Raw genomic sequence first — 17,920 nt, forward strand, 5'->3', positions numbered from 1 at the left:
GACCGTGATCGGTCCGGGCCCCTCGTCGACGATTCGCGGTCGGTCAGCCCCGCAGGCCGTAGGACAGCAGGCACTCGGTCAGCTTGAGCTCACGCACCAGCAGCGGCTTGTCCGCCACGCTCTGCTTGCACTTGGTGCGGACCTCGTCCTTGGCCAGCGGGCCGAGCAGGCCGTCGATGAGCGCCGTCGTGACACCGCCGACGACCTCCTTGTCGACCTCCTCCACGGCGCCGCCGACGTCGCCCTTGGCGAGCTTCTCCGTCGTCTTCTTGACGCCGTCGGTGACCTTCTTGGTGGTGTCCTTGGCGGCCTGGCCCGGGTCGTTGGAGATGACGTCGCCGCCACCGCCGTCGCCGCCGGTCTCGCCACCGGAGCCGCCGGTGCTGCCACCGGTCGAACCACCGCTGCTGGAGCCGCCGTTGCTGCCGCCGGAGGAACCGCCGCTGTTCTGCGTGGGCGGCGTGTAGCGGTCACCACCGGCGCGCGGCGGGTTGTAGGCCGGCGGCGGCTGGTAGGTCGGGTCCGGGACGATGAAGCCGCCCGCGGTGGTGGTGCCCTCGACGGCGGTGTAGTCGCCCTCGAGGTAGGCCTCCATGATGTCGAGCACCAGGTTCACGTACTCGGTGGAGTTGTTGTAGCGGAAGATCGCGCTCTTCTGGCCGGCGAGCGTGGACAGGTCGTCGTCGCCGGAGCAGAGGTAGACCGCCGCGGCCAGTGCGGCGTCGTCGATGTCCTGCGGGTTGCGCATGCCGTCGCCGTCGGCGTCCACGCCCACGACCGACCAGGTCGAGGGGATGAACTGCATCGGGCCGACCGCTCGGTCCCAGCGCTCGTCGGAGTCGTACTGGCCGGCGTCGGTGTCGGCGATCGCCTTCACGCCGCCGGTGCCGTTGAGCGCGGGGCCGTAGATGCCCGGGCTGGCCACACCGTCGCTGTCGAGCACGTTGCCGTTGACCCGGCCGTGGTTGGACTCGACCCGACCGATCGCGGCGATGAGCTGCCAGGTGATGTTGCAGCTCTCGTCGGCCTTGTTGATGACCGACTCGGCACGCTGGTACGCCGCCAGGGCGGCGGACGGGATCGCGTTGGTCGAGGACGCCGCGATCACCGACGCGCCGTTGCCGCCGGTGAGGTCGTCGGTGTTGGACAGGCTGGCCGGCGCGTCGATCGCCTCGGAGGGCACGCTGCTGCCGTCGGGCAGGTCCGGCGTGGGCTCCTCGGCGGCGGAGACGGCGGGCAGGCCGCCCATCCCGGCGACGCTGAACGTCCACGCGCCCGAGAACACGGCTGCGATGAGGATCGCGACGCCGCGCAACAGGTAGCCCTGACGCATTCTCGACATGTGTGGTCTCTCCCCTTTGGATCTGGCGGTCCCGAAGCCACCGGTTGATGATCGCGCCTCCTCCCGAAGCGGCGCGACATCCTCCTCAACGAATGGTGTCACACCGCGTTACGCGTGTCACACGATCTCGTTGACCGGCCCACCCACGCCACGGCGTGGCGGCGTGCACCGGCGCTGCTCTCCGTGCATGCTAGCCCGCACGTCTGTGAGGTGTGTCACGCCGAGCGCCCGCGGCGCCGATCGGCCGGTTGGGTGTGCCATCCAGGCATCGGTGACAATGGCCGCGTGACCTCCACGCCACTCACCACGGACAAGTCCGCGGCGCTGTTCGAGCGCGCCCGCGCGGTCACGCCCGGCGGGGTCAACTCACCGGTCCGCGCGTTCAACGCGGTCGGCGGCACCCCCCGCTTCATCGCCGAGGCGCAGGGCCCCTGGCTGACCGACGTCGACGGGCACTCCTACGTCGACCTGGTCGGCTCCTGGGGGCCGATGCTGCTCGGCCACGCCCACCCCGAGGTGGTCGCGGCGGTGCAGGCGGCGGCCGCCCGCGGCACGTCGTACGGCACCCCGACCGAGGGCGAGGTCGCCCTCGCCGAGGAGATCGTCTCCCGTACGCCGGTCGAGCGGCTCCGGCTCGTCTCCTCGGGCACCGAGGCCACCATGTCGGCCATCCGGCTGGCGCGGGGCTTCACCGGCCGTGACGTGGTCGTGAAGTTCGCCGGCTGCTACCACGGCCACGTCGACTCGCTGCTGGCCGCGGCCGGGTCCGGCCTCACCACCTTCTCCATCCCCGGCACGCCCGGCGTCCCGGAGTCCTCCACCGAGCTCACCCTCGTGCTGCCCTACAACGACCGTGCCGCGGTCGAGCAGGTCTTCGCCGAGTACGGAGACCGGATCGCCTGCCTCATCACCGAGGCCGCGCCGGGCAACATGGGTGTCATCGCTCCCGAGGTCGTGGACGGGCAGGGCTTCAACGCCTTCCTCGCCGAGACCTGCCGCGCCCACGGTGCGCTCTTCGTCAGCGACGAGGTGATGACCGGGTTCCGCGCCTCCGCCCACGGCCAGTGGGGCCTGGACGGCGAGGTCGAGGGCTGGGCGCCGGACCTGATGACCTTCGGCAAGGTCATGGGTGGCGGGCTGCCGGCCGCCGCGTTCGGTGGGCGCGCCGAGGTGATGGCCCACCTGGCGCCCGACGGTCCCGTCTACCAGGCCGGCACGCTGTCGGGGAACCCCATCGCCACCGCCGCCGGCCTCACCACGCTGCGCTGCGCGACCGAGAAGGTCTACGCCCACCTGGACCGGGTGGCCGACACGTTGCGCACCGAGGCCTCCCGTGCACTGGAGCAGGCCGGCGTACCGCACGTCGTGCAGTCCACCGGCTCGATGTTCTCGGTGTTCCTCACCGAGGGGCCGGTGCGGAACTTCGCCGAGGCCCAGGGCACCGACGTGGCGGCGTACGGCGCCTTCTTCCACGCGATGCTCGAGCGCGGGGTGCACCTGCCGCCGTCGGCCTTCGAGGGCTGGTTCGTCTCGGCCGCGCACGACGACCGCGCCGTGCAGCAGGTCCTCGACGCGCTGCCGGCCGCCGCGCAGGCCGCTGCCGCCGGGGGTGGCCAGTGAGCGGCACCCCCGACACCGTCGTCCACCTGCTGCGCCACGGCGAGGTGCACAACCCCGACGGCATCCTCTACGGCCGCCGCGACGGCTTCCACCTCTCCGAGCGCGGCCGTGCCATGGCGCGCCGGGTCGCCGAGACCTACGGCGACCGCGACATCACCGTGGTCCGCTCCTCACCGCTGGAACGGGCGCAGGAGACCGCCGCGCCGTTGGCCGAGACGCTGGGGGTCGAGGTCGGGCTCGAGTCGCGGATCCTGGAGTCGGAGAACCAGTTCGAGGGCATGCAGTTCAGCGGCCCCCGCACGCTGCGCGACCCCCGCCTGTGGCGCCACCTGTGGAACCCCTTCCGCCCCAGCTGGGGCGAGCCGTACGCCGAGATCGTCGCCCGCATGATGGCCGCGATCGAGGACGTACGCCGCGACGCGGCCGGGCACGAGGCGCTGCTGGTCTCCCACCAGCTGCCGATCTGGACCACACGGCTCCACGTGGAGGACCGGTCGTTCCTCCATGATCCCCGCAAGCGCCAGTGCACGCTGTGTTCGGTGACCTCGTTCGGCTTCGTCGGCGACCGCATCACCCAGGTGTCCTACCGCGAGCCCGCGATCGACCTGGTGCCCAAGGGCGACCGCCACGCGCCGTTCTCGGCCGGCAACGCCCCCGACGACGTGAAGCCCGACGGTGGCTGAGGTGCCGGGGCTGCCGAGTCGGCGTGAACTCGGCCGACACGGGCGTCGTGTCGGCGCTGGTTCGCCGAGTTCACGCCGACTCGGCGTCACAGCTGCGGTGGGCCTCGTCCTCGCCGCGCTGCTGACGGGCTGCTCGACCTTCCAGGGCACCGGCGACCTCGACTACGTCGCCGGGCAGGGCGCGGTCACCCAGGTCGCACCCGAGGAGCGCGAGGAGCCGGTGGAGATCGCGGGGGAGACCCTCGACGGCGACCGGCTCGACCTGGCCGACCTGCGCGGCACCGTCGTGGTCGTCAACGTGTGGGGCTCCTGGTGCGGCCCGTGCAAGGCCGAGATGCCGATGCTGGTCGATGCCTACGGGGAGACCGACCGCGACGAGGTGTCCTTCGTCGGCATCGACATCCGCGAGACCGACCCGGCCAACGCGCGGGCCTTCGAGCGCGAGGTCGGCGTGGAGTACCCCTCCTTCTACGACCCCGGCAGCGAGCTGCTGCTGCGGTTCGGCAAGCGGTCGCCGTACGCGACGCCGAGCACGCTCGTGCTCGACGACCGCGGCCGTGTCGCCGCCCTGATCAGCGGGGAGATCCCCTCGAAGCGGACGCTGCTGGACCTCGTCGAGGAGGTCGCGGCCGAGGGTGGCGATGGCTGAGTTCTTCCAGGAGCAGGCCGCCGTCGGCTCGCTCGGCCTCGCACTGCCGATCGCGCTGCTGGTCGGGCTGGTCTCCTTCTTCACGCCCTGCACGCTGCCGCTGCTGCCGGGCTACCTCTCCTACGCGACCGGGCTGTCGGGCGCCGACATCGTCGACGGTCGCGGCCACCGCGGCCGGATGCTGCTGGGCTCGGTGCTGTTCGTGTCCGGCTTCGCCGCGGTCTTCGTCGCCCTCGGGGCGGCCTTCGGCAGCGTCGGCACGTGGCTGCGCACCTGGCAGGACACCATCACCGTCGTGCTCGGCGCACTGCTGGTGGTGCTGGGCCTGGTGTTCGCCGGGGCGGTCCCGTGGCTGCAGCGCGAGTGGCGCATCCACACCCTGCCCGGGGTCGGCCTGGGGTCGGCACCGTTGGTCGGGGCGCTGTTCGCCATCGGCTGGCAGCCGTGCGTCGGACCCACCTACGGCGTCATCGTCGGACTCACCTTCGACGACGCCACCGCCGCCCGCGGCGCCCTGCTGTCCTTCGTCTACGCCCTCGGGCTGGGCCTCCCGTTCATCCTCGCCGCGGTCTTCTACCGGCGCCTCATCGGTGCCTTCGGCTGGGTACGCCGCCACCAGGCCTGGGTGATGCGCCTGGGCGGCCTGATGCTCATCGCCGTCGGCCTGCTGATGGTCACCGGCTGGTGGGGCCACCTGACCCAGTGGGTGCAGATCCAGTTCGTCGACGACTTCGGGGTGTACGTGTGAGCGATGCCCCCGTACGCCGTCCCGGGGAGCTGACGGCGCGCGAGCTGCTGCGCTGGACGTGGCGCCAGCTCACCTCGATGCGCACCGCCCTGGTGCTCCTGCTGCTGCTCGCGCTCGCGGCGGTGCCGGGGTCGGTGATCCCGCAGGAGGGCGTCGACTCGCTCGCGGTGACGCGGTGGAAGGACCAGCACCCCGACCTGACGCCGATCTATGAGCGGCTGGACCTGTTCAACGTCTACGACTCGGTGTGGTTCTCCGCGATCTACCTGCTGCTGGTGATCTCGCTGGTGGGCTGCATCGTGCCGCGCACGGCCGTCTACTGGCGCGCGCTCCGCGCCCAGCCGCCCGCCGCGCCGCGCAACCTCTCGCGGATGCCGGACAGCACGTCGTACGAGACCGACGAGACGCCGGAGGCCGTGCTCGCCCACGCGCGGGCGGTGCTGGGGCCGAGGTCGTTCGGCAGGGGCCACCGGCTGCGGCGGGTCCCGACGAGCTCGACCGAGAAGGCGGACGACGCCGTCAGCGCCGAGCGGGGACGCCTGCGCGAGGCGGGCAACCTGCTCTTCCACCTCTCGGTGCTGGTGGTGCTCGCCGGGTTCGCCGTCGGGGGGCTGCTGGGCTACCAGGGCGGCGTGATCCTGGTGAAGGGGTCGACGTTCGGCAACAGCCTCACCCAGTACGACGACTTCAACCCCGGCGGGCTCTTCAGCCCCGACCAGCTCGACCGGTTCGCGTTCACCGTGGAGGACTTCCACGTCGACTGGCTCACCGAGGGGCCGCGTGCGGGGATGGCGCAGGGCTTCGAGGCCGACCTCAGCCACTACACCGACGACACCGAGAGTCGCGACGAGTACACGCTGCGGGTCAACCACCCGCTGACGATCGAGAACACCGACGTCTTCCTCATCGGGCACGGCTACGCCCCGGTCATCACGGTCCGCGACGGCGACGGCGAGGTCGCCTACAAGGGGCCGACGGTCTTCCTGCCCCAGGACGCGAGCTTCCTCTCCTTCGGCGTGGTCAAGGCGCCCGCCGCCGAGCCGCAGGCGATCGGCCTGGAGGGGCTGTTCTACCCGACCTTCGCCAACGTCGAGGGCGACCCCGTCACGCTGATGGGTGACGACCTCAACCCCACGATCTCGATGCTCGCCTACAGCGGCGACATCGGGCTCGACGACGGCTCGCCGGAGTCGGTCTACGTGCTGGACAAGAGCAACGCCGACCAGCTCCGCGACGCCGAGGGCGACCCGCTGCGGCTCGACCTCCAGCCGGGCCAGACCCAGCAGCTGCCCGACGGGCTCGGATCGGTCACCTTCGAGGGCGTCGAGCCCTGGGTGCGGGTGCAGATCAGCCAGAGCCCCGGCAAGGAGGTTGCGCTGATCGGCGTCGTGCTGGCCCTGATCGGGCTGTGCGGCTCGCTCTTCATCCGGCCGCGCCGCGTCTTCGTCCGGGCGCGGGCCGCCGATGGGGGCGGCGCGTCTACGCTGGTGGAGGTCGCCGTGCTGGACCGCTCGGGCAACGCCGAGGTCGACGAGCTGCTCTCCGACATCGTGTCCGCCCTGCGGGGCCCGCGACCGGAGACGAGTGCAGAGGAGAAGGACCCATCATGACCAACGCGATGTGGGAGGGCCTGAGCAACCAGGCCGTGGCGGTCGCCGGCGTCGTCTACTTCCTGGCGCTCCTGGTGCACCTGGGCGAGTTCGCCGCGCTGCGCCAGCCCAAGGAGGCGGCGGTTGCGGTCGGCGCCGGTGGGGCACCGGACGCGCCGGTCGAGGGCGACGACAGCGGCGCGCGTACGCCGTCGGAGCGGATCGCGTTCCTCGGGCGGCTGGGCTACCTGCTCACCGTCATCGCGGCACTGGCGCACTTCGTGGCACTCGTGGGACGCGGGATGGCCGCCGAGCCCAACCGCGTGCCGTGGGGCAACATGTACGAGTTCACCGTCTCCGGCACGTTCGTCGTGACGGTGATCTACCTGGCGCTCTTCCGCCGCTACGGGCTGGGCTGGATGGCGCCGCTGGCGGTCGGGTTCGTGCTCAGCGTGCTGATGGTCGCCGTCATCTGGCTGCACGAGCCCGTGGCGCCGCTGACCGAGGCGCTCAACTCCTACTGGCTGGTGATCCACGTCGTCTCCGCCGCGGTCGCGACCGGTGCCTTCACCGTCGGCGGCATCGCCTCGGTGATGTACCTGGTCAAGCTCCGCACCGGCGACGCCGAGGATGGCTGGCTGGCGCGCGTGCCGGGGCTCGTCTCGCTGGACAAGCTGGCCTACCGGATCCACGCGTTCGCCTTCCCGGTGTGGACCTTCGCGGTGCTCATCACCGGCCCGATCTGGGCCCACGAGGCGTGGTCGCGCTACTGGAACTGGGACCCCAAGGAGGTCTGGGCCTTCATCACCTGGGTCGTGTACGCCGGCTACCTCCACGCCCGCGCCACCGCGGGCTGGAAGGGCCGCAACGCAGCGATCCTGGCCCTGATCGGCATGGCGACGCTGTGGTTCAACTTCATCGGCGTCAACTACTTCGCCTCCAACTCCCAGCACTCCTACGCCGCGCCGGGGACGCCGGCGGAGGTCCCGGCCGTCACCATCGTTGACAGGCCGTGATGGGGTGGGCCCATGGCCCGCCTCCTCCGTGCTCTCGTCCTGGCCCCACTCGGACTCCTGCTCGCCGCCTGCGGACTCGCGGGCGGCCAGTGGCAGGCCGGTGAACCAGCCGCGGACGAGACCTGGTCGACCACGGCGACCGAGGCGACCGAGGAACCGGTGGCGGAGTCGGGTGGCCTGACCCGCGCGCAGGTGCGGGAGGAACTCACCGGGCTCGGCTACCCCGGCAAGGCCGCCGACTGCCTGCTCGACGACCTCGAACGCCAGGGGATCGACATCTCGCAGTACGCGTTGGAGGACTTCGCCGGCGCCGGTGCCGATCTCTACGAGGCAGCCCGCACGGCCGGCATGGCCTGCGCCGAGCACATGGACGCCGACTCCTACGACGCCGTGCTCGGGGACGACCCGTTCGCACACCCGCAGGTCCGTGAGGAGTTCGTCCGCGGCCTCATGCTCGACCCGCAGGTCGACCGAACCCTCGCCGAATGCGTCGTGGAGCGCCTCGTCGAGATCGACGCCGACGTCTCGGCGTTCCTGGCAGCGAAGCCGGGCGACCCGGCGCTCGACCCGGTGATCGAGGCCTTCCAGCACTGCGAGGTCGCGGCAGGCTGAGCAGCTGACCCCGCTCGGCCCTCAGGAGTCCTCGGGCGGGGGGTTCTGGCGCTTCTTCTTGCGACGCTTGCGGTCCAGGTCGCGCAGGAAGTCCTCGTCGTCGTCCGGGGCGGAGGGCCGCGGCTTCGGCTTCGGCAGGACGTCGGGGAACGAGGGGCGACGGCGTACCGGGGTGTTGCCGCGCGCCTGCATGGCGCGCGTGATCAGGTAGGTCGCCACCGCGAAGATGAGAACGACTGCCAGCACCTTGCCCATGCCCCAAGGGTAGGCCGTGGGCGGTAACCGCGGGTGGGGTTCCCGGCAGGCGGTTACGTAGGCTGGGGCCGTGAAGGCTTTCTGGATCTACACCGCGATGCGGCTCGGCCTGTTTGCGGGCTCGTTCGCGATCATCTTCGGCGTCTGGTTCCTCGTCGCCGGTTCGGTGCCGATCTTCTGGGCGGTGCTGATCGCGTTCGTCGTCAGCGGCGTGGCGTCGTTCTTCATCCTCGAGCGGCAGCGACGAGCCTTCGCGGTCCGCGTCGAGGGCCGCGCCGAGCAGGCGGCGGCGAAGTTCGACGAGCAGCGGTCCAAGGAGGACCGGGACTGATCCGGGCTCTGCCCGGCCGGTCGTCGATCGCGTCCGGTCCGCTCAGGCCAGGCCGAGCAGCAGCCCGGCGCTGACCAGCACGGCCCAGGCGAGCTCGGCCTGCCCGGTCTGCTGCAGCACCGGGATCAGCGACGGCCCCGACGCGCCGCCGGTGACGATGCGCACCGCGATGACGACGAACGCGACGAAGCCCAGGCCCAGCAGGGCCCACCACGTGGTGAGCGCGGCGACGCCGATCACGGCGAGGCCGGCGAGGACCACGAGCGCGACGTAGAGGCCGCGCGTGCGCCGGTCGCCGAGGCGTACGGCGAGCGTCAGCTTGCCGGCGTCGGTGTCGGTGGGGATGTCGCGCAGGTTGTTGGCGACCAGGATCGCGCACGCCAGCGCGCCGATGCCGACGCCGGCCGCGAGCGCCGTCCACGACCACGCCTCGACCTGGACGTAGGTGGTGCCGATGACCGCCACCAGTCCGAAGAAGACGAACACCATCACCTCGCCCAGCCCCAGGTAGCCGTACGGGCGCGAGCCGCCGGTGTAGAACCACGCCGCCAGCACGCACACCGCGCCGACGGCCACCAGCCACCATGCGGTCGTCGCGGCCAGGACCAGGCCGGCGAGGCCGGCGACACCGAAGGCGGCGAACGCGGCCCGCTTGACGGCGTACGGCTCGGCGAGACCGGAGCCCACCAGGCGCAGCGGTCCCACCCGGGAGTCGTCGGTGCCGCGGATGCCGTCGGAGTAGTCGTTGGCGTAGTTGACGCCGACCTGCAGCGCGAGGCTGACCAGCAGGGCCAGTAGTGCCTTCCACCAGACCGCGCCGCCGAGGTCACCGGACCGGCCGTCGTACGCCGCCACGGCGGTGCCGGCCAGCACGGGCGCGACCGCCGCGGGCAGGGTGCGGGGACGGGCGCCGGCGAGCCAATGAGCAGGGGTGGCCATGCCCGGATTCAAGCAGGCCGGCGACGGCGTCGACGCGACGGGCGGTGGGGTTGTCCGGTGTTCGCCTACGTTGTCGGGCAGTGCAGTGCCGGACAAGGTGGGCGATCCCCGGTCGGCCGGGGATCGCTCCCACCGCTGTCGGAGCCCAGTGGCAGGCTGACGGCCATGCTGACCACCGACCAGGCGCTCCGGCTCCGGCTGGCCGCCCACGGACTGACCAGGCCGCTCGGGCTCGACCCGGCGGGGGTGGTCGAGCGGGCGGTGGCGCTGCAGGGGCAGGACCTGCCGGCGGTGCTGCAGGCGATCGGACTGCGGTCCGGCGAGGACGTGACCGGGGTGCGGGCGGCGTTCGACCGGGGCGAGCTGGTGCGCGGGTGGCCGATGCGCGGCACCCTGTTCGCGACGACACCGCACTGGTTGGCGGGCCTGCTGAGCCTGACCGCGGCCCGCACCGAGCAGGCCATGGTCAAGCGCTGGGGGCACATCGGGCTCGACGAGGACATCGTCGCGCGGTCGGCCGAGGTCGCCGCGGAGGCGATGACCGACGGTCCCCACACGCGCGCTGAGATGCTGCAGCAGTGGGAGGACGCCGGGGTCCCGACCACGCAGGGCCGCGGCTACCACCTGATCGTGCTGCACTCGGTGCGCTCACTGTGGCACTGGGGCCCGTTCCGCGACGGCGAGCAGTGCCTGGTCGCGACGCCGCCGGTCGAGGTCGCCGCGCCGGAGGAGGTGCTCGCCGACGCCGTCGCCGGCTACGTCCGCGCCCGCGGACTCGCCACGGTCGACGACATCGCCTGGTGGACCAAGCTCCCCAAGGGGCAGGTACGCCGCGCGGTCGCGCGCTGCGTGGGTCTCGCCGAGGTCGCCGTCGCGGGCCTCGACACGGTCCACCTGGTCCACGAGGAGGACTACGCCGCGCTGGCCGACCTCCCGCCCGCCGAGGGCGTGGTGCTGCTGCCCGGCTTCGACGAGTACTACCTCGGCCACGCCGACCGCAGCCTCGTCGCCACGCCGGCGATGCAGCAGGCCGTCGTGCCCGGCAAGAACGGTGTCTTCCGGCCGCTGGTGGTCCTGGACGGCCGGGTGGTCGCCACCTGGCGGAACACCAAGAAGGGGGCCGAGCTCGTCGACCTCGTCGAGCAGGTCCCCTCACCGCAACGCGCCGCGATCGACGCGGCGCTGGCCGAGGTGGCCACTGGGTGAGCCTCCGATAGCGTCGGTGCCGTGGAGGACGTCAGCCCGCGCGGCACCCCGGACGAGGTCGTGGCCCAGTTGCGCGACTGGCTCGCCGGCCCCGACCGGCCCCTCGTCGTGGAGACCTCCGGCTCGACCGGTGCCCCCAAACGGGTCCGCCTGCCCCGCGCCGCCGTCCTCGCCTCCGTCGCCGCGAGCGCGCAGCGCCTCGGCGCCACCGGCCCGTGGGTGCTGGCGCTGCCGCCGACCTACGTCGCCGGCATCCAGGTCGTTGTCCGCTCACTGGTCGCCGGTCACGAGCCCGTCCTCCTCCAACGCGACGGGTGGCCGGACGGTGCGGGATGGTTCGTGTCGCTGGTGCCCACCCAGCTGCACCGCATGCTCGCCGACGGCCGTGACCGTGCGGCGTTGGCCCGCGCCCACACCGTCCTGCTCGGCGGCGGCCCCATCGATCCCGGGCTCCGCACGGCGGCGGAGGAGGCCGGCGTACGGATCGTGGCGACGTACGGCGCCGCCGAGACCGCTGGCGGATGCGTCTACGACGGGGTGCCGCTGGACGGTGTCGCCGTCGCGTTGGGCGAGTCCGGCCGGATCCGGATCGGCGGGCCGACGCTGTTCTCCGGCTACGCCGACGACCCGTTGCTGACCGACAAGGCGCTGCTCGACGGCTGGTTCCACACCTTTGATGCCGGCCGCTTCGACGAGGACGGACGGCTGCAGGTGCTCGGCCGGGTCGACGACGTCGTCGTCTCCGGCGGGCTCAACGTGCCGGCGCCGGCCGTCGCCGCCCGGCTGCGCGCCCACCCCGACCTCGCCGCCGCCGAGGTGCTCGGCATCCCCGACGAGGAGTGGGGCCACCGGGTCGTCGCGTTCGTGGTCGGCCACGCCACCGGGCTCGACGACCTGCGCGACTGGGTCGCGGCCGCGCACCCGCGGTCGTGGGCGCCGCGGCAGGTCGTCGCCCTCGACGCGATCCCCGAACTGCCCAACGGCAAGCCCGACCGCCGGGCCCTGCGCGCCCTCGCGGAGCAGCCGTGAAGGTGGTCTCGATCGGCCTGCGGACCCGGTTCCGCGGCATCACCACCCGCGAGGCCGCCCTCGTCGAGGGCCCGGCCGGCTGGGGGGAGTGGAGCCCCTTCCTGGAGTACGACGCCGCCGTCGCGGCGCCGTGGCTGCGCTGCGCCGAGGAGGCCGCCGCCGGCGACTGGCCCGCGCCGGTGCGCGACCGGGTGCCGGTCAACGTCACCGTCCCCGCCGTCGACCCCGCCACGGCCCACCGCATCGTCACCGACGGCGGCTGCCGCACCGCCAAGGTCAAGGTCGGCGAACGCGGGCAGTCGCTCGCGGAGGACCAGGCCCGGCTCGAGGCAGTCCGCGACGCCCTCGGCACGGCCGGCCACGTCAGGATCGACGCCAACGGTGCGTGGGGCGTCGACGACGCGGCGTCCGCCATCGCCCTGCTCGACCGCGCCGCCGGCGGTCTGGAGTACGTCGAGCAGCCCTGCGCCACCGTCGAGGAGCTGGCCGCGTGCCGCCGCCGCGTCGAGGTGCCGATCGCCGCGGACGAGTCGATCCGCCGCGCCGAGGACCCCTACCGGGTGCGCGACCTCGCCGCCGCCGACATCGCCGTGCTGAAGGTGCAGCCGCTGGGTGGTGTCCGCGCCTGCCTCGAGATCGCCGAGCAGATCCAGCTGCCGGTGGTGGTGTCCTCGGCGCTGGAGACCTCCGTCGGGCTGGCCGCCGGCGTGGCGCTCGCGGCGGCGCTCCCGGAGCTGCCGCACGCGTGCGGGCTCGCGACCGGCCAGCTGCTCACCGACGACGTCGTCGACGAGCCGCTGCTCCCGGTCGATGGTGCGCTGCCGGTCGTGCGGCCCAGCGTCGACCCGGCCGCACTCGAGCGGTGTGCCGCTGCACCGGACCGCGTGGCGCACTGGCAGGCGAGACTGCACGCAGTGCAGGCCCTGGGGCAGGATCGACTCCCGTGACCGACGCGACCACCCTGGCCCGGACCACGCTCGAGCGGCTCCTCGCGGCCGGCGTCACCGACGTCGTCGTGGCGCCCGGCTCCCGCAACGCCCCGCTCGCATTCGCGACCTGGCAGGCCGACCGTGCCGGCGCGCTGCGACTCCACACCCGCATCGACGAGCGCTCCGCAGGCTTCCTCGCCGTCGGCCTCACCAAGGTCGGCGCCCGGGCGGCGGTCCTCTGCACCTCCGGTACGGCGGTCGCCAACCTCCACCCCGCCGCCCTCGAGGCCGCCCACACCGGACTCGGCGTCGTGTTCGTGACCGCGGACCGCCCCGCCCGCCTCCGGGGGACCGGCGCCAACCAGACGACCGACCAGCGTGGCGCCTTCGGGTCGCTGGTGACGGCGTACGACGTCGCGACGGAGGCAGACCTGCCCCCGGTGGCCGACCTCCGCGGCGACCGGCCGACCCACCTCAACGTCCAGCTCGACGACCCGCTCGTGCCCGAGGCGTCGAGTGGTGAGTTGTTGCCGGTCGAGTCCGCAGGAGTGGTCGCCCCGGAGCGCAAGAAGTCACGACTCGACGGTGAACAACTCACGACTCGACTCGGTGCCGGCCCGCGGACCGTGGTCGTGGCCGGTGACGAGGCCGGCCCCCCGGCCCGGGTGCTCGCCCAGGACGCGCAGTGGCCGCTGCTCGCCGAGCCCAGCAGCGGGTCGCGGACCGGGGCCAACGCCATCCGCACCTACCGCCTCCTCCTGGCCGGCGAGCTCGGCGCGGCCATCGAGCGGGTCGTGGTCGTCGGCCGTCCCACGCTCTCGCGGCCCGTCGCGCGGCTGCTGGCGCGCGAGGACGTCGAGGTGCTCGTCGTCCCCGGCCGCGGCGTCTGGCCCGTGCGACCACCGCTGGCCACGCTGCTCGACCACGTCCCCACCGCCGAGCCCGACGACGGCATCTGGCTCGCCGCCTGGCAGGAGGCCGACCGCACCACCGGACGTCGCCTCGACGCACTGCTCGCCGAGCAGCCCGCGCTGACGGCGTACGACGTCGCGGCGGCGACCTTCGCGGCCCTGCCCGCCGGCGGCCTGCTCATGGTGGGCGCCTCCAGCCCGATACGCGACCTCGACCTGGTCGCCCGGCCGGCCCCGGTCGGCGAGCGCCGCAAGGTCATCGCCAACCGCGGTCTCGCCGGCATCGACGGCACCGTCAGCACCGCCGTCGGGGCCGCACTCGGGCGACCCGCCTCCACGCGCAACCTCGCGCTGCTGGGCGACCTGACCTTCCTCCACGACCAGAACGGCCTCGTGCTCGGTCCGCACGAGCCGCGGCCCGACCTGACGATCGTGGTGCCCAACGACGACGGTGGCGCCATCTTCTCCCTGCTCGAGCAGGGTGCACCGGCACACGCCGACGCCTTTGAACGGCTCTTCGGCACCCCGACCGGCGCCGACCTCGCCAGCGCCTGTGCAGCGACCCGGACGCCCCACCTCCGGGTGGCGTCACGCCCCGAACTCGAGCAGGCACTCGCCAGCCCCAACGGCGGCATCGAGGTCGTCGAGGCCACCGTCGGCCGCGCCGACCGCCGCGCGCTGGACGCGGCGATCCGCGACCTCGTCGACTGAGTCAGGCGCGTCGGTCGAGCGCCTCCTCCAGCGTGCGCGCCGCACGGCCGGTGACGCGGCGTACGTCGTCACTCACGGCGGCCACCGACCCGTCGGCGATCGCGGTGTAGGTGCTGACCCAGGCGTCGAGCTGCCAGTCGGGGGTGTCCGGCCAGCCGGCCCGACGTGAGGCGTAGGCCTCCTCGACCGTCTCCTCGAGGTAGCGCAGCGGCCGGCCGAGCACGGCCCCGGCCCGGTCCGCCACCTCGGTGAGCGTCAACGCCTCCGGTCCGGTGAGCGTGTAGGTGGCGCCGGCGTGCGCGGCCGGGTCGCGCAGCACGGCCGCCGCCACGTCGGCCACGTCGGCACGGGCGACTGCCGCCACGCGCCCCTCGCCGGCGGGTCCGCGCAGCACCCCCTCGGTGTCGGCGAAGAGCGGCAGGATGTCGGCGTAGAAGTTGTCGCGCAGCAGCGTCGCGGACATCCCGGAGGCGGGGATCGTGGCCTCGGCGTCGGCGTGGTCGCGGCCGAGGGTGAAGGTCGCGTCCGGGGAGGCGCCCTGGAAGGAGGTGTAGACGACGTGCCGTACGCCGGCGGCCGCGGCGGCCTCGATCGCGCTGCGGTGCTCGGCGCGGCGCCGGCCCGACTCGGCGGCGGAGACGAGGAAGAGCGTCTCGACGCCGTCGAGCGCGGCACGCATGGCCGCGGTGTCAGCGTACGTCGCCTCGCGCACCTCGCCGCCGAGGTCCGGTGCCCGGCCCGCGTCGCGCACCACCAGCCGCGGCCGCAGGTCGGCCAACCGGTGCGCCACCAGCCCGCCGACGGCGCCCGTCGCGCCGGTGAGCGCGATCATCGCCGCACCATCCGCAGCTCGGTGCCGAACGGCGGGTCGTCGTGGGCCGCGCCGTCGAGGACGAACCCCTGCCGCTGGTAGAAGCCGATGCCCCGCTGGTTGCCCCGCAGCACCCAGAGGTACGCCGGCCGGTCACCCAGCCCGTCGCGCAGCATCCGGTGCCCGAGCCCGTCGCCCCACCAGGACGCGCGCACGTAGAGCGCCCACAGCTCCTCGGCGACGTCGAGGTCGTCGCTGCGACCGGGACCGACCGAGCTGAACCCGACGAGCTCACCGTCGTGCTCGGCCACCGTCGTGGTCGCGGGGGAGGAGTCGATGATGGTGCGCCACCGATCGACGCGCTGGGCCAGGTTGCGACGCCGCTCGGCGAGCACCGCGGCGGGCATCAGGTCGGCGTACGCCTCCTCCCAGGCGTCGACGTGCAACGTCGCCATCGCCGCCGCGTCCGCGGGCACGACGGGGCGCAGGACGACCTCCGAGAGCGCAGGCATGCGTCCAGCGTAGGTCGTGGGTAGGTTGCCCCCATGAGGCTCACCAAGTTCGGGCATGCGTGCGTCCGGGTCGAGCACGAGGGCACCACGGTGGTCATCGACCCCGGCGTGTTCACCGAGCCGGAGGCGCTCGACGGTGCGGACGCCGTCCTCATCACCCACGAGCACTTCGACCACTGCGACGTGGCGAACCTGCGCCGCACCGACGCGCCGATCCACACCATCGGCGCGGTCGCGGCCGTGCTGCGCGGGGACGCCCCCGACGTGGCCGAGCGGGTGCGGGTGGTGGCGCCCGAGGAGCGGTTCGACCTCGGCGCGATCCCGGTGCGGGTCGTCGGCGAGCAGCACGCGGTGATCCATCCCGACCTGCCCCGCTTCGACAACAGCGGCTACGTCCTCGACCTCGGGGAGACGAAGGTCTTCCACCCCGGCGACGCGCTGACCGGGCCGGGCGAGTCGGTCGACGTGCTGCTCACCCCGGTGAGTGCCCCGTGGATGAAGGTCGCCGAGGGCATCGACTTCGCCCGCCGCGTGGGCGCGCAGCGCAACGTCGCGATCCACGACCGGGTGTACTCCGAGGCCGGGCTGGGCATCGCCGACACCCACTTCTCCCGGCTGCTGGACGAGGGACAGGAGTACGTCCGCCTCGCCGACGGCGCCGACCTGTAGCGGACGCGGCTCACCCGGTCCCGACATGCTCGACCACCGGTGGTCGAGCATGTCGAGACCGATGCCGGGCGACGACCCTCAGGGGAGGAGCGCCTCGCGGACCGGTTCGAACTTCGCGGCGGCCTCGGCCAGCTCGGCGTCGGGGTCGGAGTCGGCGACGATGCCGCACCCGGCGAAGAGGCGGACGGCGTTGCCCTCCACCTGGGCCGAGCGGAGCGCGATGCCCCACTCGCCGTCGCCGGCGGCGTCCATCCAGCCGACCGGGGCGGCGTAGCGGCCGCGGTCCATGCCCTCCAGCTCGCCGATGAGCGCGACGGCGTCCGGGGTCGGCGTGCCTCCGACGGCGGCGGAGGGGTGCAGCGCGGCCGCCAGCTGCAGCGAAGAGGTCTCGCGGGAGTCGTGGACCACGCCGTTGACGTCGGTGGCGAGGTGCATGACGTTGGGCAGGTGCAGCACGAACGGCGTCTCGGGGACGCTGGTGGAGGAGCAGTGAGGGGCGAGGGCGTCGGCCACGGACCGGACGGCGTACTCGTGCTCCTCGAGGTCCTTCGACGAGCGCGCGAGTGCGCCGGCCAGCGCCAGGTCGTGCTCGTCGTCGCCGGTACGCCGGATGGTGCCGGCCAGCACCCGGGAGGTCACCAGGCCGCGCTCGCGGCGTACGAGCATCTCCGGGGTGGCGCCGAAGAGCCCGTCGACGTGGAACGTCCAGCACGTCGGGTAGGTCGCAGCCAGTCGCCGCAGCGGCCAGCGGACGTCGACCGGCTCCTCGGCGGTCGCGCGCAGGTCGCGGGCGAGCACGACCTTCTCCAGCTCGCCGCCGTTGATGCGGCGCACGGCTTCCGCGACCACGTCGCCCCACGCTCCGGCGTCGAGGGCTCCGTCGTCGAAGGTCAGGCCGGCCGGTGCGGGTGGCGGGTCGGCAGGATGCAGGGCCCGGTCGATGCGGTCCAGGCTGCCGCTGGTCACGGTCGTCACCCAGGCCGTGCCCTCGCGCACCCCGACGATGACCTCCGGCACGACCAGGACCGAGGATCCCGGGGCGTCGGTGAAGCCGAAGCTTCCGAAGCACAGCAGTCCGGTGCCGTGCTCGCGCACCTCGTCACGGACGACGGCGTGCTCGACGACCTCCTGCCACCAGGCGTCGGCCTCGGCGAACCGTGCCGGTCCCGAGGTCTCCACCCCGGCGGCACGCCCCCAACCGACGATGCCCTCGCCGTGGCGCAGCCAGGCCAGCGGCTGGCGCTCGGGCAGCAGGTCGACGAGCGACTCGATCGCGTCCACGGGGACAGCGACGGTCCGCGCGACCAGCGGTCCGGTCGCGACCGCGGGGGCATCTGTCGTCACGCCGCTCGTCACGG

General features: G+C 73.4%; 19 protein-coding genes. 13 read left to right on the forward strand and 6 right to left on the reverse strand.

Annotated features, from left to right (window positions below; all coding sequences use genetic code 11):
• Window positions 1–43 precede the first annotated feature (43 nt).
• Entirely contained in the window at window positions 44–1,342 is a 1,299-nt protein-coding gene (locus KUV85_RS15840; RefSeq protein ID WP_219960852.1) for a lytic transglycosylase domain-containing protein, read from the reverse strand.
• A 285-nt stretch (window positions 1,343–1,627) separates the two neighbouring features.
• On the opposite strand from KUV85_RS15840, the gene hemL reads away from it, so the two are divergent.
• The 7 genes from hemL (at window position 1,628) to KUV85_RS15875 (ending at window position 8,259) form a co-directional block, all read left to right on the forward strand.
• A complete protein-coding gene (gene hemL / locus KUV85_RS15845) occupies window positions 1,628–2,962 on the forward strand; it encodes a glutamate-1-semialdehyde 2,1-aminomutase (RefSeq protein WP_219960853.1) in 1,335 nt (444 codons plus the stop codon).
• Complete coding sequence (locus KUV85_RS15850; protein WP_219960854.1) at window positions 2,959–3,645, forward strand: histidine phosphatase family protein; 687 nt, start codon at window positions 2,959–2,961, stop codon at window positions 3,643–3,645. The genes hemL and KUV85_RS15850 overlap by 4 nt, the downstream gene beginning before the upstream one ends.
• 97 nt (window positions 3,646–3,742) lie before the next feature.
• Window positions 3,743–4,294, forward strand: a complete 552-nt coding sequence (locus KUV85_RS15855; RefSeq protein ID WP_219960855.1) for a TlpA disulfide reductase family protein — start codon at window positions 3,743–3,745, stop codon at window positions 4,292–4,294.
• Window positions 4,287–5,042, forward strand: a complete 756-nt coding sequence (locus tag KUV85_RS15860; RefSeq protein ID WP_219960856.1) for a cytochrome c biogenesis CcdA family protein — start codon at window positions 4,287–4,289, stop codon at window positions 5,040–5,042. Before KUV85_RS15855 ends, KUV85_RS15860 begins: the two co-directional genes overlap by 8 nt.
• Window positions 5,039–6,652, forward strand: a complete 1,614-nt coding sequence (resB, locus tag KUV85_RS15865; protein ID WP_219960857.1) for a cytochrome c biogenesis protein ResB — start codon at window positions 5,039–5,041, stop codon at window positions 6,650–6,652. The genes KUV85_RS15860 and resB overlap by 4 nt, the downstream gene beginning before the upstream one ends.
• Window positions 6,649–7,647, forward strand: coding sequence for a c-type cytochrome biogenesis protein CcsB (gene ccsB, locus KUV85_RS15870; protein ID WP_219960858.1), 999 nt, complete (start codon window positions 6,649–6,651; stop codon window positions 7,645–7,647). The genes resB and ccsB overlap by 4 nt, the downstream gene beginning before the upstream one ends.
• A gap of 12 nt (window positions 7,648–7,659) precedes the next feature.
• Window positions 7,660–8,259 carry a hypothetical protein gene (locus KUV85_RS15875; protein ID WP_219960859.1) on the forward strand — a complete coding sequence of 200 codons (600 nt, stop codon included), beginning with the start codon at window positions 7,660–7,662 and terminating at the stop codon, window positions 8,257–8,259.
• A gap of 21 nt (window positions 8,260–8,280) precedes the next feature.
• On the opposite strand, the gene KUV85_RS15880 is transcribed toward KUV85_RS15875, so the two are convergent.
• Window positions 8,281–8,514 carry a hypothetical protein gene (locus KUV85_RS15880; RefSeq protein ID WP_219960860.1) on the reverse strand — a complete coding sequence of 78 codons (234 nt, stop codon included), beginning with the start codon at window positions 8,512–8,514 and terminating at the stop codon, window positions 8,281–8,283.
• 70 nt (window positions 8,515–8,584) lie between these two features.
• Here KUV85_RS15880 and KUV85_RS15885 point away from each other — a divergent pair, with 70 nt between their 5' ends.
• A complete protein-coding gene (locus KUV85_RS15885; RefSeq protein WP_219960861.1) occupies window positions 8,585–8,845 on the forward strand; it encodes a DUF4229 domain-containing protein in 261 nt (86 codons plus the stop codon).
• 42 nt (window positions 8,846–8,887) lie between these two features.
• On the opposite strand, the gene KUV85_RS15890 is transcribed toward KUV85_RS15885, so the two are convergent.
• The gene (locus KUV85_RS15890; protein ID WP_219960862.1) at window positions 8,888–9,784 is read right to left on the reverse strand and encodes a 1,4-dihydroxy-2-naphthoate polyprenyltransferase; all 897 of its coding nucleotides are present in this window, start codon (window positions 9,782–9,784) and stop codon (window positions 8,888–8,890) included.
• A gap of 165 nt (window positions 9,785–9,949) precedes the next feature.
• Here KUV85_RS15890 and KUV85_RS15895 point away from each other — a divergent pair, with 165 nt between their 5' ends.
• Genes KUV85_RS15895 through menD form a run of 4 tightly spaced genes read left to right on the forward strand, consistent with a single transcriptional unit; the run spans window position 9,950 to window position 14,570 of the window.
• On the forward strand, window positions 9,950–10,990 hold the full coding sequence (locus KUV85_RS15895) for a winged helix DNA-binding domain-containing protein (RefSeq protein WP_219960863.1): 1,041 nt from the start codon (window positions 9,950–9,952) through the stop codon (window positions 10,988–10,990).
• Between the two features lie 21 nt (window positions 10,991–11,011).
• Entirely contained in the window at window positions 11,012–12,019 is a 1,008-nt protein-coding gene (locus KUV85_RS15900; protein WP_219960864.1) for an AMP-binding protein, read from the forward strand.
• Entirely contained in the window at window positions 12,016–12,966 is a 951-nt protein-coding gene (locus tag KUV85_RS15905; RefSeq protein ID WP_219960865.1) for an o-succinylbenzoate synthase, read from the forward strand. The genes KUV85_RS15900 and KUV85_RS15905 overlap by 4 nt, the downstream gene beginning before the upstream one ends.
• Window positions 12,963–14,570 (forward strand): 2-succinyl-5-enolpyruvyl-6-hydroxy-3-cyclohexene-1-carboxylic-acid synthase, encoded by a 1,608-nt coding sequence (menD, locus tag KUV85_RS15910; protein WP_219960866.1) that lies wholly within the window; start codon window positions 12,963–12,965, stop codon window positions 14,568–14,570. Before KUV85_RS15905 ends, menD begins: the two co-directional genes overlap by 4 nt.
• A gap of 1 nt (window position 14,571) precedes the next feature.
• Here the strand turns inward: menD and KUV85_RS15915 are convergent, their stop codons facing one another.
• Window positions 14,572–15,402 carry an NAD(P)H-binding protein gene (locus tag KUV85_RS15915; protein ID WP_219960867.1) on the reverse strand — a complete coding sequence of 277 codons (831 nt, stop codon included), beginning with the start codon at window positions 15,400–15,402 and terminating at the stop codon, window positions 14,572–14,574.
• Complete coding sequence (locus KUV85_RS15920; protein WP_219960868.1) at window positions 15,399–15,893, reverse strand: GNAT family N-acetyltransferase; 495 nt, start codon at window positions 15,891–15,893, stop codon at window positions 15,399–15,401. The genes KUV85_RS15915 and KUV85_RS15920 overlap by 4 nt, the downstream gene beginning before the upstream one ends.
• Before the next feature lie 33 nt (window positions 15,894–15,926).
• On the opposite strand from KUV85_RS15920, the gene KUV85_RS15925 reads away from it, so the two are divergent.
• Window positions 15,927–16,562, forward strand: a complete 636-nt coding sequence (locus tag KUV85_RS15925) for an MBL fold metallo-hydrolase (protein ID WP_219960869.1) — start codon at window positions 15,927–15,929, stop codon at window positions 16,560–16,562.
• A 78-nt stretch (window positions 16,563–16,640) separates the two neighbouring features.
• Here the strand turns inward: KUV85_RS15925 and KUV85_RS15930 are convergent, their stop codons facing one another.
• Window positions 16,641–17,906, reverse strand: a complete 1,266-nt coding sequence (locus KUV85_RS15930) for an isochorismate synthase (RefSeq protein ID WP_219960870.1) — start codon at window positions 17,904–17,906, stop codon at window positions 16,641–16,643.
• Window positions 17,907–17,920 lie beyond the last annotated feature (14 nt).

It is taken from the genome of Nocardioides panacisoli, from assembly GCF_019448235.1.
Lineage (GTDB): Bacteria > Actinomycetota > Actinomycetes > Propionibacteriales > Nocardioidaceae > Nocardioides > Nocardioides panacisoli_A.

Excerpts from the sequence above, each read along its gene's own strand:
- KUV85_RS15840 (WP_219960852.1), bottom strand. The coding sequence starts at position 1,342 with ATGTCGAGAATGCGTCAGGGCTACCTGTTGCGCGGCGTCGCGATCCTC.
- KUV85_RS15920 (WP_219960868.1), bottom strand. The coding sequence starts at position 15,893 with ATGCCTGCGCTCTCGGAGGTCGTCCTGCGCCCCGTCGTGCCCGCGGAC.
- KUV85_RS15880 (WP_219960860.1), bottom strand. The coding sequence starts at position 8,514 with ATGGGCAAGGTGCTGGCAGTCGTTCTCATCTTCGCGGTGGCGACCTAC.
- KUV85_RS15915 (WP_219960867.1), bottom strand. The coding sequence starts at position 15,402 with ATGATCGCGCTCACCGGCGCGACGGGCGCCGTCGGCGGGCTGGTGGCG.
- ccsB (WP_219960858.1), top strand. The coding sequence starts at position 6,649 with ATGACCAACGCGATGTGGGAGGGCCTGAGCAACCAGGCCGTGGCGGTC.
- KUV85_RS15890 (WP_219960862.1), bottom strand. The coding sequence starts at position 9,784 with ATGGCCACCCCTGCTCATTGGCTCGCCGGCGCCCGTCCCCGCACCCTG.
- KUV85_RS15925 (WP_219960869.1), top strand. The coding sequence starts at position 15,927 with ATGAGGCTCACCAAGTTCGGGCATGCGTGCGTCCGGGTCGAGCACGAG.
- KUV85_RS15860 (WP_219960856.1), top strand. The coding sequence starts at position 4,287 with ATGGCTGAGTTCTTCCAGGAGCAGGCCGCCGTCGGCTCGCTCGGCCTC.
- KUV85_RS15875 (WP_219960859.1), top strand. The coding sequence starts at position 7,660 with ATGGCCCGCCTCCTCCGTGCTCTCGTCCTGGCCCCACTCGGACTCCTG.
- KUV85_RS15895 (WP_219960863.1), top strand. The coding sequence starts at position 9,950 with ATGCTGACCACCGACCAGGCGCTCCGGCTCCGGCTGGCCGCCCACGGA.